General features: G+C 74.5%; 15 protein-coding genes and 1 tRNA gene. 3 read left to right on the forward strand and 13 right to left on the reverse strand.

All coding sequences use genetic code 11. The annotated features are described in order from the left end of the window. Positions 1-11: 11 nt before the first annotated feature. The 3 genes from VM324_03465 to VM324_03475 are packed head-to-tail and all read left to right on the forward strand — an operon-like array spanning position 12 to position 3168. Positions 12-1181 carry a uroporphyrinogen-III synthase gene (locus tag VM324_03465; protein HVL98331.1) on the forward strand — a complete coding sequence of 390 codons (1170 nt, stop codon included), beginning with the start codon at positions 12-14 and terminating at the stop codon, positions 1179-1181. Beyond that, positions 1178-2839, forward strand: a complete 1662-nt coding sequence (locus VM324_03470) for a nitrite/sulfite reductase (protein HVL98332.1) — start codon at positions 1178-1180, stop codon at positions 2837-2839. The genes VM324_03465 and VM324_03470 overlap by 4 nt, the downstream gene beginning before the upstream one ends. Then, positions 2839-3168, forward strand: a complete 330-nt coding sequence (locus tag VM324_03475) for a Rieske (2Fe-2S) protein (protein HVL98333.1) — start codon at positions 2839-2841, stop codon at positions 3166-3168. The genes VM324_03470 and VM324_03475 overlap by 1 nt, the downstream gene beginning before the upstream one ends. 58 nt (positions 3169-3226) lie before the next feature. Here the strand turns inward: VM324_03475 and VM324_03480 are convergent, their stop codons facing one another. The 13 genes from VM324_03480 to VM324_03540 all read right to left on the reverse strand — a co-directional run bounded on the left by VM324_03480 (position 3227) and on the right by VM324_03540 (position 15582). Further along, a complete protein-coding gene (locus VM324_03480; GenBank protein ID HVL98334.1) occupies positions 3227-4195 on the reverse strand; it encodes a hypothetical protein in 969 nt (322 codons plus the stop codon). Between the two features lie 53 nt (positions 4196-4248). Beyond that, positions 4249-4737 carry a hypothetical protein gene (locus tag VM324_03485; protein HVL98335.1) on the reverse strand — a complete coding sequence of 163 codons (489 nt, stop codon included), beginning with the start codon at positions 4735-4737 and terminating at the stop codon, positions 4249-4251. Continuing rightward, positions 4734-5333 carry an aminoacyl-tRNA hydrolase gene (gene pth, locus VM324_03490; GenBank protein HVL98336.1) on the reverse strand — a complete coding sequence of 200 codons (600 nt, stop codon included), beginning with the start codon at positions 5331-5333 and terminating at the stop codon, positions 4734-4736. The genes VM324_03485 and pth overlap by 4 nt, the downstream gene beginning before the upstream one ends. Before the next feature lie 48 nt (positions 5334-5381). Beyond that, the gene (locus VM324_03495) at positions 5382-6059 is read right to left on the reverse strand and encodes a 50S ribosomal protein L25 (protein ID HVL98337.1); all 678 of its coding nucleotides are present in this window, start codon (positions 6057-6059) and stop codon (positions 5382-5384) included. Positions 6060-6150: 91 nt separating this feature from the next. After that, entirely contained in the window at positions 6151-7116 is a 966-nt protein-coding gene (locus VM324_03500) for a ribose-phosphate diphosphokinase (protein ID HVL98338.1), read from the reverse strand. A gap of 16 nt (positions 7117-7132) precedes the next feature. Next, the gene (gene glmU / locus VM324_03505) at positions 7133-8491 is read right to left on the reverse strand and encodes a bifunctional UDP-N-acetylglucosamine diphosphorylase/glucosamine-1-phosphate N-acetyltransferase GlmU (GenBank protein ID HVL98339.1); all 1359 of its coding nucleotides are present in this window, start codon (positions 8489-8491) and stop codon (positions 7133-7135) included. Between the two features lie 22 nt (positions 8492-8513). Continuing rightward, a tRNA-Gln gene (locus VM324_03510) sits at positions 8514-8587 on the reverse strand. A gap of 85 nt (positions 8588-8672) precedes the next feature. Continuing rightward, on the reverse strand, positions 8673-9701 hold the full coding sequence (locus VM324_03515) for a 4-(cytidine 5'-diphospho)-2-C-methyl-D-erythritol kinase (protein ID HVL98340.1): 1029 nt from the start codon (positions 9699-9701) through the stop codon (positions 8673-8675). 71 nt (positions 9702-9772) lie between these two features. Next, the gene (rsmA, locus tag VM324_03520; protein ID HVL98341.1) at positions 9773-10627 is read right to left on the reverse strand and encodes a 16S rRNA (adenine(1518)-N(6)/adenine(1519)-N(6))-dimethyltransferase RsmA; all 855 of its coding nucleotides are present in this window, start codon (positions 10625-10627) and stop codon (positions 9773-9775) included. Then, complete coding sequence (locus VM324_03525; GenBank protein HVL98342.1) at positions 10608-11810, reverse strand: septal ring lytic transglycosylase RlpA family protein; 1203 nt, start codon at positions 11808-11810, stop codon at positions 10608-10610. Before VM324_03525 ends, rsmA begins: the two co-directional genes overlap by 20 nt. A gap of 41 nt (positions 11811-11851) precedes the next feature. Further along, positions 11852-12631, reverse strand: a complete 780-nt coding sequence (locus VM324_03530) for a TatD family hydrolase (GenBank protein HVL98343.1) — start codon at positions 12629-12631, stop codon at positions 11852-11854. A gap of 125 nt (positions 12632-12756) precedes the next feature. Further along, entirely contained in the window at positions 12757-15027 is a 2271-nt protein-coding gene (locus VM324_03535; protein ID HVL98344.1) for a hypothetical protein, read from the reverse strand. Beyond that, a complete protein-coding gene (locus VM324_03540; GenBank protein ID HVL98345.1) occupies positions 15028-15582 on the reverse strand; it encodes a SigE family RNA polymerase sigma factor in 555 nt (184 codons plus the stop codon). Positions 15583-15604 lie beyond the last annotated feature (22 nt).

A 15604-nucleotide genomic window follows, 5' to 3' on the forward strand; every position in this document is an offset into this window, starting at 1 on the left:
GAGGGGCGTCCGTGCACGACCTGCGGATCGGCGTCACCGGCGACCGCAAGGGTCGCGAGCTCGTCGACGCGCTCGCACGCCACGGGGCGCGGGTGGTCCACGGGCCGACGGTCACCTCGGTGCCGCCCCCCTGCGACCGGCTTCTCGTCGAGGAGACCGACGCGATCCTCGAGGCCCGCCCCGCCTGGCTCGTGGCCTCGACCGGCGCCGGCATGCGCGCCTGGGCGCAGGCGGCCGAGGCGCACGGTCGGGGGGCCGCGCTGCGCGCGCTCGTCGGCGCCACGCCGGGCGTCGCACGAGGGCCCAAGGCGCTCGGCGGGTTGCGCACGCTCGGCGGCGATGCGGTGTTCGTCTCGCCGCAGGAGACCGACGCGGACGTCGCGGACTGGCTGGCCGCCCATGTCGTGCGCGGCGAAGCCGTGGCGGTGCAGGTCCACGGCGCCGACAGCGGAGCGGCCTACGCCGGTCTCGGCGACCTCGGAGCCCGGGTGCTGCGGGCGTCGGCGTACCGCTGCGTGCTGCCGCTCGATCTCGGACCGGCGCACCGGCTGGTGCGCGCGGTCGCCGACGGCGCCCTCGACGTCGTCGTCGCGACGAGCTCCCCGGCGGTCACCAACCTCTTCACGATCGCCGACGAGGCGGGCCTGCGACGTGCGGCCACGCTTGCGCTCCGCACCTCGGTGGCGGCCGCCGCCGTCGGACCGGTCACAGCCCGGGCCTTCGAGGCCGCCGGCGTACCCGTCGCGGTCATGCCGACCCGCTACCGCACCGCCGACCTCGTCCGGGCGTTACAGGGGTGGGCGCAACGGCGCCGCATGGTGCCCGCCGCCGTCCACGAGCGCATCGAGCTCGTCCCCGACACCTGCATCGCCCGGTCGGGCGCGCACGCCGTCGCCCTCGGCCCGCGCGAGTTCGCGGTGCTCGCCGCCCTCGTCCGCCGGCCCGAGGTGGTGTGCACCCCGACGCAGCTCGCCCGGGAGGCGTGGGGACACGAACCGCCGGAGGACCCCACGCAGGTCAAGCACCAGATCAGCCGCCTGCGCCGCAAGCTCGGCTCCGCCGGGGCGTGCCTCGAGACGGTCCGGGGGGTCGGCTACCGCTACCGCCCGCTGCAGAGCGCAAGCCAGGAGGACGACGACATGACGAACCTCGACGCCCACGGGATCGGCATGCTGCGATGAAGGGCCCCGACATCCCCGCCGCCAAGCGCGCCGGTCTGCCCGTCGACCTCGACCGCCTCACGGCGGACGGCGACGCGTGGCTGTCACCCGAGGAGCGCTACGCGCTGAAGATGCACGGCGTCTGCGCGCAGGCACAGGCCGGTGTGTTCATGATCCGCGTGCGCGTCCCCGGTGGTCGCCTTCCGGCCGGCACCGCGCGCGGCGTCGCGCGTGTCGCCGAGCGCCACGGCCGGGGCTGGGTGCACCTCACGACCCGACAGCAGTTCGAGCTCCACCACGTTGCGGCCCGGGATGTCACCGCGGTGCTCGCCGCCATCGCCGACCTCGGTCTGACGACGAGCTCGACCTGCGGGCACACGATGCGCAACGTCATGGCCTGCGCGGACGCCGGCGTGGGCCTCGACGAGCCGTTCGACTGCCTTCCCGACGCCCGAGCCGTCTCCGACGCGGTCCTCGCCCGCTCCGCCGACCTCAACTGCCGGCTGCCGTCGCGCGTGAACATCGCGTTCGGCGGCTGCCCGCCCTGCCGGGACCACGCCCGGGTGAACGACGCCGGCTTCGTGTCGACCGTCCGGGAGGACGGTGCGCTCGGCTACGAGCTGTTCGCCGGCGGCAGCGCCGGCAAGGCGCCGTTTCTCGCCGTCCCGCTCGAGCAGTTCGTGCCCCGCCACGACGCCGTCGCCGCGGCCGAGGCCCTCGTCGAGGTCTTCGCCGCCCACGGCGACGTCGACCGCCCCGCGAAGGGGCGGATGAAGTTCCTCATCCGCGACCTCGGGGAGCTGCGCTTCGCCGAGCTGTTCGCCGCGGCCTACGACGGGGCGCGCGGCCGTCCGCGGCCCGCGCCCGCGCCGGTCGCGCCCGCCGACGACACCCAGGTGGCCGCCGTGCTCGCGTGCGCCCCGCCCGGGGGGTGGAGCAGCGGGGTGCGGCCGCAGCGCACGCCCGGCCGTGCGCTCGTCACGGTGGCGGTCCCGCTCGGCGACGTCGACGGCGAGGACCTGCGGATGCTCGCCCGCCTGGCCGAGGAGCTCGGCGACGCGACGCTGTACCTCACCCGCAACCAGAACGTCGCCCTGCGCGACGTCGCGCTCGAGGCCGTGCCGCACGTGCGGCAGCGCCTCGCGTCGTGTGGCCTGGGGGTGCGGGGGGCCGACCAGGCAAGTGACGTCCGCGCCTGCACCGGCGGGCCGGTCTGCGCGCTGGCGATCACCCCCGCGCAGTCCGCCGGTGCCGCCCTTGCCGCCCACCCGGCGCTCGCACGCAACACCGGCTTGCGGGTGCACGTCTCGGGATGCCCGAACTCGTGCGCCCAGCACCAGATCGCCGACCTCGGGTTCTCCGGGGGCAAGGTCACGGTGGGCGGCTCTCCGGTGCTCGGGTACCAGGTCTGGCTGGGCGGCGACGTCCCCGCGGGCGTCTTCGGCCGCGTCGTCGGCCGGGTGGCGGAGGCCGACGTACCGGCGATCACCGAGGCGGTGACCGGCATCTGGGAGGCACTGCGCCACCGTGGCGAGACGCTGTCGCAGACGGTCAACCGCCTGGGCGTCGACGCGTTCAAGGCGCACATCGACGCCCTGTGCGCCGGTCGCTGGGCGCCCGGTCCGGAGCCGGCGCACGCCGAGCCCGACCGGTCGCTTCCCCTCGTGGGCGTGGCGTGATGGTCGCCTCCACCAGACGGGTGGTGCGCGTGGCGACGGTCGCCGACCTGCCGCCGCGTCACCTGCACACCCTCACCGTGCAGGACCGGTCCGTCGTCGTCGTGAACCTCGGCGGCGCCTTCGTCGCCTTCGACGGCTCCTGCACGCACGCCGGCGGGCCACTCGGCGAGGGCCGCGTCGTCGACGGCGAGCACCTGCGGTGCCCGTGGCACGGGGCCCGCTTCGTCCTGCGCACGGGCGCCCCCTGCGACGCGGGTCCTGCCCGCAAGCCGCTGCGCCTCTATCCCGTGCACGTCGACGGCGACGACGTCCTCGTCACCCTCGGCTGACCCCCGCTCGAGGCCGTCTACCGCAGCACCGCCGGGCGACGAGGGGGGCGCCCGGCGGTCAGCCGGGATGCCGGCCGGGGTCCCGCCCGCCCCGGTCGGCGAGCAGGCCGGTGTCGGCGCACACATCGACGCACCACCGCCAGAGGCCGGCGATGGGCGAACGGTCGCCCGTGGTCGCCAGGCGCGCCGGGCATCCGAGGGGCGTGTAGGCAGCGGGCACGTCGTCGTCCGCGGAGCCCTCGGCGAGCACGACGCTGTGCGGGGCGCCGTCGCTCTCCTGGACGGCGAACCGGCCGGCGTCGAACCAGCCGGGCCGGTCGCGTCCTTCCTCCGGCGTGTCGTCAGCCGCCGACAGCAGGTTGCGGTACGTGCGCAACGCCCCCTCCTGGCTCATCGCCGCCAAGCGGTGGGCCGGGGCGACGCTTCTCGCCATGACCTTGCGCTGGGCGGCCGGGGGCAGTCCCAGGGCGGCGAGCCTGCGGGACATGACCTCGGCGAGCTGGACGCAGACGCTGCTGCCGAACTGCATCCCCCCGTAGAGGAAGGTCTGCGTGTCACGCAACCTCGCGAGCGTCCGACGGTCGGCGCCTGCGCTGAACAGCGGCACGAGCGCGTCGAGGCGCTCGACGACCCACCCGAGGTCCGCGTGACGCTGCGCGCCGAGCTCACGGTGCAGGTGGAGCACGGTCGTGTCGACGAGAGCCTTCCAGAGCTCGAAGAACGAGGTGATCGACCCTTCCTCGTAGGGCTCCGGGTGGACCTTCAGCATCCCCCACTCGGAGAACATCGACCGCGCCAGGCCGTACGGCGGATACGACGCGCGGTCGAGCAGCACGCGCCGCATGATCGCGTCCGCGAGCAGCGCCGTCAGCGCGTAGAGCTCCACCCGCAGCCCGTCGAGCACCTCACGCCGCGTCTCCGGTGGGCCGCCGGCCAGCTCTTTGCGGTCGGGAAGCGCCTCGAGGCCATCCGCCCCGCGGGCACGAAGAGCCGTCAACCGCAGCGCAACACGCCCACCCTTGGCCACACCCGTACTGTGCCAGTGCCCGGCACGGACCCGCAACGCGCGCGGGCGTCGGGTCAGGACCGGCCCGTGCCGCCCGCTTGCGGCCAGGTGTGAAGCCCGACGAGGCTGCGCAGGTACACCGAGACGTGCGCCGCGTCGAGGACGAGACGGGCGGCCCGGCCGTCGGGGGGCCGCTGGAGCGCCGTGAGGGCGCGGGACAGCTCGTAGACGAGCGCGTCGACCGCGGCGGCCGCCTGGCGGCAGGTCGCGCCGATCGGCGAGTCGGTGCCGACCGCGCCAGGCGTGCCTGCGACGTCCTCGCCGAGCCCCTCGACGAGGTTGGCCTGGAACTCGTCGACCGCGGCGAGCACACTCCCGAGCGCCTCGACGTGCACGTCCACGCAACGATGGGCGAGGTCGGGGGGAACCGCCCGCACGAGCCGGTGCAACGCCGTGGGGAACTCCTCGCCACCCCGCGACATGCGCCAGTGCATCCCGCCGAGGATGCTCGCGGGGTCGTTCCAGCACAGCTGCACGGTGTCGGCGGGCTGCGCGCCGCTCACCTCGTCGGGCCCTTGGCGTGATGGCGGTTCTGCGCTCCCTCCAGGCCCTCGGCGAGGAGGTCGAGGACCGCGTCGGCAGCCCGCTCGATGGCGATGTCCGCCGCTTCCCGGTCCTTCGCGCCGAAGCGCTTCAGCACGTAGTCCGCGGGGTCCTGACGACCAGGCGGACGATCGATCCCGATCCGGACCCGCAGGAAGTCGGGGCTGCCGATGCGCTGCTGGATGCTCGCCAGCCCCTTGTTGCCGCCGGTGCCGCCGCCGCGCTTCAGACGGACCGTGCCGAGCTCGAGGTCGATGTCGTCGTGGACGACGATCAGCCGCTCGACGGGCACCTTGTAGAAGGCCATGAGAGCCTGCACCGGGCCGCCCGCGGTGTTGTAGTACCCGAACGGCCGGCAGAGGGACAGCGGCGTGCGGTCGAGGCCGGAACCCTGGAACGTGTCCGCGACCTGGGCCTTGGCCTTGTGCGGCTTGAACGACGCACCGAGCCGGTCGGCGAGCAGTCGCACGGTGTCCGCTCCGACGTTGTGGCGGGTGCCGCCGTACTCCGCCTCGGGGTTGCCGAGACCGACGACGAGCCAGCGGGGCGCGCTCACCGGTGCGCGTCGGACGCGATCGAGCAGCCCCATGGCCGCCCGCGCGGACTACGGACCCGCGGTCGCGTCGGCGGAGTCCTCGGGCGTGTCGGCGGCGCCCTGCACGGCCCCCTCCACGTCCCCGAGCGGCTCGAGGGGCGCCCCCGCCTCGGTGTCGGGGACGTCGAGCGCCGGCACGACGAGCGTGACCACCGTGCGCTCCGGGTCCTCGAGCGACTCCACGCCTGCCGGGAGCACGAGGTCGGCCACCCGCTTCACGTCACCGACCGCCATGTCGGAGATGTCGAGGACGATCTGGTCGGGCACCTCGAGGGGCAGCACCTCGACCGGCACGGTGTGGAGCTGCTGCTCGACGACCCCGCCCTCCTCCTCGCCGGGCGCGGTGCCCTCGGTGACGACCGGCACGTCGACGGTGATCTTCACCGACCGCGACACGGTGACGAAGTCGGCGTGCAGGAAGTGCCGCTTGACGGGGTGGCGCTGGATCTCCCGCGCGATGACGAGCTGCTCCTGCTCGTCGACCCTCAGGTTGATGATCGCGTTCAGCCCGGCGTCGGTGTGCAGCGCGTGGTAGAGGTCGAGGGCGTCGACGGAGATGGCCGTCGGCTCGTCGAGGTCGGCACCGTACGCGATGGCGGGCACCCGGCCCTCGCGGCGCAGCGCGCGGGCCTCACCCTTTCCCGAGCCCGCGCGCAAGCGGGCGGCGAGGGCGACCTGATCGGCCATGGTGACACTCCTGTGGGGAAACGCGGAAAGGCGGCGCGGACGCGCGCGCACGCCTGCGTAGTCTAGCCGCGGCCCGCGCGCCCGGACAACGCTACTGGTTCTGGTCGTCGAACAGCTCGCTGACCGACTCGTCTTCGAAGATCGCCTTCATGGTGCTCGCGACGATGGGCGCGATCGACACGACCGACACCTTGTCCGTGCAGTCCGCCGGCAGCGGCAGCGTGTTCGTCAGGACGACGCGCTCGATGGACGAGCGTTCGATGCGTCCGCACGCGGGGCCGGACAGCACGGGGTGCGTCGCGCACGCGATAACCCGCTCCGCCCCGTGGTCGATGAGCGCCTCGGCCGCACCGCAGATCGTGCCCGCCGTGTCGATCATGTCGTCGACGAGCACACAGGTCCTGCCCTGCACCTCCCCGACGACCGCGAGGGTCTTTGCGACGTTGTGCGCGGTGCGGGTCTTCGCGACGAACGCCATGCTCGCGTTCGGCAGCCGCGACGCGAACTTCTCCGCGAGCCGCACCCGGCCTGCGTCGGGTGATGCCACGACGAGCTCCTGCTCGTCGAAGTGCTCGATGAGCCAGCCGACGAGCAGCGGCAGCGCGGTGAGGCTGTCGAGCGGATCGTCGAGGAAACCCTGGATCTGCTGGGTGTGGAGGTCGACCGACACGACGCGGTCGGCTCCGGCGACAGCGAGCATGTCGGCGAGCAGCTTCGCGGTGATGGGTTCTCGCGAGCGCGTCTTCTTGTCCTGCCGGGCGTAGCCGTAGTAAGGCACGACCGCGGTGATGCGCTTGGCGGACGCTCGCTTGGCCGCGTCGATGAGGATGAGCTGCTCCATGATGTTCTCGTTCACCGGCGCGCAGTGCGTCTGGATCACGAAGACGTCGGATCCCCGCACGTTCTCGCGGTAGCGGCAGTAGATCTCGCCGTTGGCGAAACGGTGGATGTCGACGTCGCCGAGACGCATGCCGAGATGGTCCGCGACCTCCTGGGCGAGCTCCGGGAACCCGCGCCCGGAGAAGATCTGCATCCGCTTCTTGGTGACGACCTCCATGCGCGCGGGGCTCCTCCTAGTGGCGGCTGCGTCTGCGGTCGGCGTACCCGGCGACCGTGCGCTGCTCACCACGCTCGACGGCGAGCGCACCTTCGGGGACGTCCTTCGTGATGACCGACCCGGCACCCGTGTACGCGCGGGCACCGACCTCGACCGGCGCGACGAGCATCGTGTCGCTGCCGATGAACGCGCCGTCCCCGATGACCGTCGGGTGCTTGTCCCGCCCGTCGTAGTTGACGGTGACGGTGGCGGCGCCGATGTTGACGTCCCGGCCCACCGTGGCGTCCCCCACGTACGACAGGTGGGGCACCTTGCTGCCCTCACCGATCACCGACTGCTTGATCTCCACGAACGCGCCAACCTTCGCGCCGCGCTCGAGCCGCGCGCCCGGCCGCAGGTAGGTGAACGGCCCGACGGTGACGCCGGGCCCGACCGAGGCCCCGACGAGCACGCTGTGGGTGACCGTTGCGCCCGCCTCGACGGTCGCATCGACGAGCCGGCTGGTGGGACCGATGTCGGCCGCCTCCCCGATCACGCAGCGCCCCTCGAGATGCGTCCCGGGACGCAGGACCGCGTCGGCGGCCACGGCCGCGTCAGCGTCGACGTAGGTGGTCGCCGGGTCGACGACGGTGACACCGCCGCGCATGAGCCGTTCGAGCACCCTGCGACGCAGCACCGCGGCGGCGTCGGCCAGCTGCACCCGGTCGTTCACGCCCGCGACGAGCTCGGCCGGGGCCATGACGGCGTCGGCGGCGAGCGGTCCGACCACGTCGGTCAGGTACTCCTCACCCTGGGCGTTGTCGGTGGAGAGCGCCCCGAGGGCCGAGACGAGCGGCCCGCGCGCGAACGCGTAGATCGACGTGCCGACCTCGTCGACCGTGCGCTCCGCCTCCGTCGCGTCGCGCTCCTCCACGATGCGCACGACCTGACCGGCGCCGTCGCGCAGCACCCGACCATAGCCGGTCGGATCGGCGAGGCGGGTGGACAGGAGCGTGACGGGCCGCGCCCCGTGCCCGTCGAGCAACGCCCGCAGCGGCTCGGCGGTGACCAGCGGCACGTCGCCGGGCAGGACGAGGACGGTGTCGACGCCGTCGAGCGCGCCGGCGTCCACCACTTGGCGAACCGCGTGGCCTGTCCCGCGCTGCTCCGCCTGGGTGACGGTCACGAGGCCGGCGAGTCCCGACGACTCGGCCTCCGCGCGGACCTCGTCCGCCTGGTGCCCGACGACGACGACGACCCGGTCGAGCCCGAGCGGTCGCAGGGCCTCGAGCACCCACCGCAGCATGCTGCGGCCGGCGAGCTCATGGAGCACCTTGGCGCGCTCGGACCGGAAGCGGGTTCCCATGCCGGCGGCAAGGACGACTGCGGCACGCATGTCAGCCGCGCCGGCAGGGCGGTGGCTGGGAGGGAAGGGATCGAACCTTCAACTTCGACTCCAAAGGACGACGTGATGCCATTTCACCACCTCCCACCGTCCCTCGACGGAACCGGCCGGCAGCTCCGGAACGGGGGCGCGCACGCCCAGGCTAGCGGATCAGGCCGGGGCGTCCGGGGGATCACCGACCGTCGGACAGCTCCGGTCCCCCGGCGGGTGACTGGGCGACGACGACGCGCGCGAAGCGGCCGGCGACCCGCTCGGCGATGCGGTGCGCCGCCACGGCGTCCTCGGCGAGGGCGAGGAGCGTCGGGCCGCTGCCCGACAGCATCGCGCCGAGGGCGCCCGCGTCGAGCAGGGCCTTGCGGTCCACCTCGAGCTCCGGGCGGAGCGAGAAGGCGGCGGCCTCGAGGTCGTTGTGCAGGGCGGCGCCGAGCGCCACGGGATCCTGCACCCGCAGCGCCTGCAGGACGGCGTCCGGCTCGACCTCGCTCGGCCGGCAGTGACGGTCCCACGCGCGGTACACCTGCGCGGTGGGCAGCTGGTCGGCCGCCTGGCACACGACCCAGTGGAAGGTGCCTCTGCAGAGCACACGGGCGAGCGCGGTGCCGCGACCGGTGGCGAGCGCGGTGCCGCCGACGAGACAGAACGGCACGTCGCTGCCGAGGCTGGCGGCGACGGTGCGCAGCTCGTCACGGGTGAGGTCGCAGCCCCACAGCTCGTTCAGCGCCACGAGCGCGGCCGCGGCGTCGGCCGACCCTCCGGCCATGCCGCCGGCCACGGGGATGCGCTTGCGCAGGTCGAGGACCGTGCGCGGTTCTCCCGTTCCGGCGTCCGGGCCGGCGGAGCGGTCCCAGTCCCGCCCGCCGGTGACCCCCCCGGATCCGAGCTCCGCCTCGAGGATGCCGGCGGCCCGTCCGAGCGCGACGGCGGCGCGGGCGGCGAGGTTGTCGCCGGCGGGGGGCAGGCCCTCCTTGGCGTCGTGCCAGAGCTCGACGCGCATGCGTCGGCGGCCGGCGGGGTGGTGACCGCGGCCCGGCGGGCCGACCACGCCGGCGTGCAGCTCGTCGAACAGCGACACCGTCTGCAGGACGGTGACGAGGTCGTGGTAGCCGTCGGCCATGCGGCCCCGGACGGCGAGGAACAGGTTGACCTTCCCGGGAACGCGCACCGCCACGGAAGGGCCGTCGGCGGTCATCTCCCGGCTCACGGGTGGCGCCCCTTGTCTGCTGCCGTTCCGGCGCCGATGGTAGGGGGAGTCCGGGAGTATGAGCAAAGCACCTACCGGACCCCCAGCGTGGCCGCCAGGCGCACCCAGGCGTCGAGGTCGAGCTCTTCGGCACGGGCGCCGGGGTCGAGCCCGCTGGCCCGCAGCGCATCCTCCACGGCCCCCGGGGGGTGCACGGCGCCGAGGGCGTTGCGGAGGCGCTTGCGCCGCTGCGAGAAGCCCGCGCCGACAAGCCGGAACAGGCCCGCCCGGTCGACCGGATACGCCCACGGTCGGGGGACGAGGCGCACGGTGACGCTTTCGACGTTGGGCACCGGATAGAACGCGGCCCGGCTGACCGCGGCGACGACGGCGACGTCGGCGAACGCGGCCATCTTCACGCTGACCGCCCCGTACTGCGGACCGCCCACACGCGCCGCCCAGCGCTCCCCGACCTCGCGCTGGACCATGACGTGCAGGCGCGTGAAGACCCCGGCGGCGAGGGCATCGAGCACCAGCGGTGTGGCGACGTTGTACGGGAGGTTCGCGACGAAGGCTGCCGGACCACCGTCGACGAGGACGGCGAGGTCCACGGACAGGGCGTCGCCGTGCACGACCCGCACCTGCGGGTCCCACCCCAGGGTGGTCTGCAGCACGCGCACGAGGCCGGCGTCGATCTCCACCGCCACGACACGGGCGCCCGCCGCCCGCAGCGCGCGTGTGAGGCTGCCGACGCCTGGTCCCACCTCACACACGAGCTCGCCGGGGCGGACACCGGCGTCGCGCACCGTCTTGCGCACGGTGTTGGGATCGACGACGAAGTTCTGCCCGTGGGTCTTGCGGGGTGCGACGGCATGCGCGGCGAGCAGGCGGCGCACGTCACGGGGGGTCAGCAGCGGGTGGGCGGCCTCACCACTCGAGTCGGACATCGAGGATCCCCGCCCCCCGCGGGCCGATGCTCCAGAAGGCGGCCTGGGAGAGGTCGATGACGCGGCCCTCGACGAACGGCCCGCGGTCGTTGACCCGCACGGTGACCGACTTGCCGTTGGCGTGGTTCGTGACGGTTACCCGGGTGCCGAGCGGCAGCGTCCGGTGCGCCGCGGTCATCGCCTCGGGATCGTACGGCTCCCCGCTCGCGGTCGGCTCGCCGTCGAAGGACGCGGCGTACTTCGACGCCCGCCCCTGCTCGGCGCGGGCCGCGGCCGGGGCGGCAACGGGCTGCGGCTCGGCGCGGGGCGTCCCCGCCGGCACGGGTGCGGGCGGCGGGGGAGCCGGCCGGGGGGACGGCGCCGACGCCGCGGTGCCGACCTCGACGACGGCGTGTCGCGGCTTGCGGACGACGCGGTGGGCCGTCGGCGCCCGCGACTCCTCGACCCCGTCGACGCGGACGACGGCATCCACGACCTCGCGCAGCCCCTCCTCGCCGGGCACGACCTCGCGGTGCTGGCCCCGCCGGAGGTCCGCGGTGGGCCGCTCCACGACGCGGAAGCCGATCTGCTCCTCGCGCGTCTCCTCGGCGACGGTCACGCGCTGGACGACGACGCGCTCGCCCTCCTGCGGGGCGGCGTCGAGCGCGGGCGTCACGCGGTCGTCCGGGCCGGCGCCGACGCCGAGCCCGTCGAGGACCGCCCGGACGGACGGCGCGTCGGTGATGACCTCGTGCTCCGCACCGTCGACGGCCACGGTGATCGCCACCGGCGTGCTCACCTCGACGACCATGCCGCTGCGCACGGGGGTGAGTCGGGCGGGTCGCACGACGTCGCGCCGACCGCCCCCCTCACCGAGCTCGGCGAGGACCTCCTCGACGGTCAGCGAGGTGGAGATGACGCGCCGCTCCGTCGCGCCCACGAGCAGGGTCAGCTCCCTGGCGTGCACCAGCTCCACGAGGGCTCCGTGGACCAGCGGCGTGTCGGGATCGGGGCGAAGCTCGTCGTGGTCGCCGACCGCGACCCCCGCCCGCTCGAGGAACTCCCCCACGGTCGCGGCGTGGGTCGTGCGCTGCTCGAGCTGCCCGTCGACGATGAGGGCGACGTCCTTCTCCCCGGCGATGAGGCCGAAGCCGAGCACGGCGACGAGCACGCAAACGCCCAGGCGGGCGAAGAGGGGGACCATGGACCGAACCTAGCAAGCGACGCCTGCGGGGCCAAACGCGGTCAGGGTCCGTCCGGCGACCCGGGCAGTGCGAACAGGCGCCGAGCGTTCTCGCTCGTACGGCGCGCCATCTCCTCGGCGTCGAGCCCGTGCAGCTCGGCGAGCTGCGCGACGGTGAGCGGCACCCGCGCCGGCTCGTTCGGGCGTCCCCGGTAGGGATGCGGGGACAGGTACGGCGAGTCGGTCTCGGCGACGATGAGCTCGAGCGGGGCGGCGGCGGCGGCTTTCCGCAGCTGCGGTGCGTTCGTGAACGTCACGTTCCCGGCGAAGGACACGTACCAGCCCCGCTCGGCGCAGATCTCGACGAGCTCCTCGGTGCCGGAGAAGCAGTGGAACACCGTGCGGGCGGGCGCCCGCTCGTCGTCGAGCACGGCGACCACGTCCTCGTGCGCGTCGCGGTCGTGCACGACGAGCGCCCTGTCGAGCTCCTTCGCGAGACGGATGTGCTCCCGGAACGACTCCTCCTGGCGGACGCGCGGCGAGTGGTCGCGGAAGTAGTCGAGGCCCGTCTCGCCGATGGCGACCACTCGCGGGTGCTCGGCCAGTGTCGCAAGCCGGGCGAGGACGTGGTCGGTCGCCTCGATGGCGTTGTGGGGGTGGATGCCCACCGCCGCGTAGACGCCGGCGTAGCTCGACGCGGATCGTACGCACTCCGCGGAGGACGCGAGGTCCACGCCGACGGTGACGAGGGTCGTGACGCCGGCCTCCCGGGCGCGGGCGACGACATCGTCGACGGGTTCACCGTCGATGAGCTCCAGGTGGCAGTGCGTGTCGGTGTACACGGCGGCGGCGGTCTCCGACAGCGGTCGTCGGTTCGGGTGCGTGGCAACGCCCGCAACCTCTCGTGGGCGGCCCGCGCACGATAGCAGCGATGGCCGCCCGGCGCGACGGGCTCGCGTCCGCGCCGTCAGGATGAGGGGCTGGGCGGATCACGCCGGCCGAAGGGCACCGCAAAGCGGACATCCCCGTCGAGCTCCCGGGGGCCGATCCACCCGGTGTCCGTCCACGTGAGCCGCCAGGCGCGCCCGGCGCCGTCGCCGAGGAGGACCTCGTCGCCCCGGGCGGTCATCCAGACGTCGTCGACCTCGCCGGTGGTGTTGACCCGCAGCAGGCCCTCGGGCAGCACCGGTCCTTCGTCGCGCTGGTCGCCGTCGCCCTCGCGGGCGACCGCGACCTCGACCTCGCCGCCGCCGCGTGGGCGCTGTTCGAGGACGTAGGCGGGGCCGACCGCGGCGCCGTCGTTGTGGTGGCTGTCGACCTGGAGGACGGCGAAGCGGTCCTGGCCGGTGCCGGAGCGGAATGGCGTCACCTGCCGGGCGACTGCGTCGTCGGCAAGCGCAAGCCGCGGGTCTCCCGGGTAACGGTCGTCCAGGCGCATGATCCCCAGGCTGTAGGCGGACACGGTCCCGTGCGTGTCGAAGCCGGCGAGGAGCAAGACGCCGTCGGTCTCCGGGCCCGTTCCGCCACCCCACACCCAGTCGGTGAGGTCGAGGCCGGCGGTCTCGGCGGGGTCCGCCCGCAGGGTGAACGCCTCCGGCTCGGCGTAGGGCCCCGTCCACCACGGCAGCGTCTCGAGGACGAACATCCCGCTCGCCGGGTCCTCGCCGTGCGACACCCACGCGAGGTGACTGCCGTCGGGGGCGAAGACGAGGCGCCCGGGGCAGGTCGCCGGTCGGGTGTCCCTCGCCGCTTCGGTGCCCTGGTGGACACGGGCCCAGTGCAGCGTCGCGTCGCAGCCCGTGCCCTCCCGCCACGCCACGGTGAGGTCGTCGGCGGTCGAGGCGGGGTGGACGGCGAAGTCGGTGATCTCCTCCTGGCTCGCCGTGACGAGCGTCGTCGGCCCTTGCGGGCCGTGCAGCGTGATCGCCGCGCCGTCGGTGGCGAGGAACGAGACGTCGCCTGCGGCGTCCGGCGGGGTGCCGTCGGAGGGTGCGGGCTCCGCCGTCGGATCCGACGCGGGTGTGGGGGTCTCGTCGGGCGTGGGCGCGTCGACGGGCAGGGGCAGGACGGCGGCGTGGACGACGCCGGGCAGCGGGGTCAGCTCGGACCAGCCGTCACCGGTCCACCGCACGGTCCACGCGTCGCCCCCGTCACCGAGGACGACGGTGTCCTCGCGGGCCGACAGCCAGGCGTCGCCGCTGTCGGCCTGCCCGGCGTCGAGCACGTCGGACGGCAGGGGCAGCGTCGCCGGCTCGCCCGCGCGACGCAGGACGACGTCGCCGCCGGGTTCCACCACGAGGGTGTGGCCCCCCACCCAGCCGAGAGGGCGGCCGTCGTCGGGCGCCGCGCCGGCCGGGCTGGCGGACACGCTCGCCCCATGGCCTTCCAGAAGTCCGGGGGGCGCGACGCCGCCGCCCTCGCTGCGGACGACCTGCAGGGCCGCCGCCCGCACGCCTCCCGGCTCGTGGAGCACCGACATGGGCAGCGTCATGGCGGCGTCGTCGTGGATCCAGTCCGTCGCACGCAGCCGGCGCACCGCCCCGGGAGCTGCCTCGAGCCCGCTGACGTCGAGGGTGTGCAGCGGCGAGACGTCGTCGCCGAACTCCTCGCAGGCGTCCTCGCCCCAGCAGCGCATCCGCAGGCCGAACGTGTCGGCGTGGGCGCCGGACGCCTGCTCGACCCAGGCGAGCGCGCCTCCGTCGGGTGACCACACGGGGTCGGTGACGCACAACCCCTGGCCGCCGCCGAGGGCCCCCCCGGCGAGGCTGCCGGCCTCCGCCGTCACCCAGCCCACCTCGGTGCGCGTGCAGTCCGAGTCGGCGCGGAGGTACACGACCGTGAGGTCCGCGAGCGTCGAGCCGGGCCGGACGGCCAGGCGGGTGATCGGCAGGGGTTCCGTCGCATCCGTCGGCGGGTCGAACTCGTGCACCACCTCCCCGGCGGGATCGGCGACCGTGAAGGAACGGCCGTCCGTGGACACCAGGCCGTGCGCCCGGCCAGAGAGCTGTCCCGGTGCGGCGGGGCCGAGGTCCACCCGGGAAGTTGTGAGCAGCCCGGGAAGGAGGAGGGCGGCCACCGCGAGCATCGCCGCCGCCGCCACTCCGGCCACCGACCAGCGAGCGTAGGCGCGGCGGCGGAGGCGCGTCTGGACCTGCTCCCAGACCGCCGGGTCGGGCGAGACGTCGCCCGACCGGGCCGCGAGCGAGCGGCGGAGGCGTTCCTCCACGTCGTGGGTCACCTAGCTCACCTCCTCGGGGCCTGCGGGACCCCCGGTGGGTTCGTGCTCCTCGAGCAGCTCGCGCAGGCGGCTGAGCCCCCGGGACACGCACGACTTGACCGTGCCGACGGTGACGTCCATCGCGGCGGCCGTGTCGGCCTCCGACAGGTCCGCGTAGTAGCGCAGCACCACCGCGGTGCGCTGTCGCGCCGGCAGGCGCGCCAGCACGCGGAACACCTCGTCGCGGTCGGCGAGGTCCTCGTCGGCGCCGCGGGCGCCGCGGTCGTCGCCGTGCCGGCGGCGCGCCTCGCGGCGTTCGAGGGCCAGACGGCGGAAGCGCGAGTTGACCTCGTTCACCACGGCCCGGCGCACGTACGCGCGGGGGACCTCGATGCCGCCGCGCCGCCACCGGCGGTACATCTTCGTGAAGGCCTCCGCCACGGCGTCCTCGGCGCGGTGGGGGTCGCCGCAGAGCAGGTAGGCAAGCCGCAGGGCTTCCCCATGGTGTGCGGCGAAGACGTCGGCGAAGGTGGGTTTCGTCCCCGCGCCCGTGCGTCCCATCACCACAACCGCCACCGATCCCTCCCTCTCTCACCCA

The organism is Egibacteraceae bacterium (assembly GCA_035540635.1).
In the GTDB taxonomy this organism is placed as follows: domain Bacteria; phylum Actinomycetota; class Nitriliruptoria; order Euzebyales; family Egibacteraceae; genus DATLGH01.

Bases quoted from the DNA above. Each gene is read 5' to 3' on its own strand.
- VM324_03475 (HVL98333.1), top strand. From the start codon at position 2,839: ATGGTCGCCTCCACCAGACGGGTGGTGCGCGTGGCGACGGTCGCCGAC.
- glmU (HVL98339.1), bottom strand. From the start codon at position 8,491: ATGCGTGCCGCAGTCGTCCTTGCCGCCGGCATGGGAACCCGCTTCCGG.
- VM324_03525 (HVL98342.1), bottom strand. From the start codon at position 11,810: ATGGTCCCCCTCTTCGCCCGCCTGGGCGTTTGCGTGCTCGTCGCCGTG.
- rsmA (HVL98341.1), bottom strand. From the start codon at position 10,627: ATGTCCGACTCGAGTGGTGAGGCCGCCCACCCGCTGCTGACCCCCCGT.
- VM324_03470 (HVL98332.1), top strand. From the start codon at position 1,178: ATGAAGGGCCCCGACATCCCCGCCGCCAAGCGCGCCGGTCTGCCCGTC.
- VM324_03500 (HVL98338.1), bottom strand. From the start codon at position 7,116: ATGGAGGTCGTCACCAAGAAGCGGATGCAGATCTTCTCCGGGCGCGGG.
- VM324_03495 (HVL98337.1), bottom strand. From the start codon at position 6,059: ATGGCCGATCAGGTCGCCCTCGCCGCCCGCTTGCGCGCGGGCTCGGGA.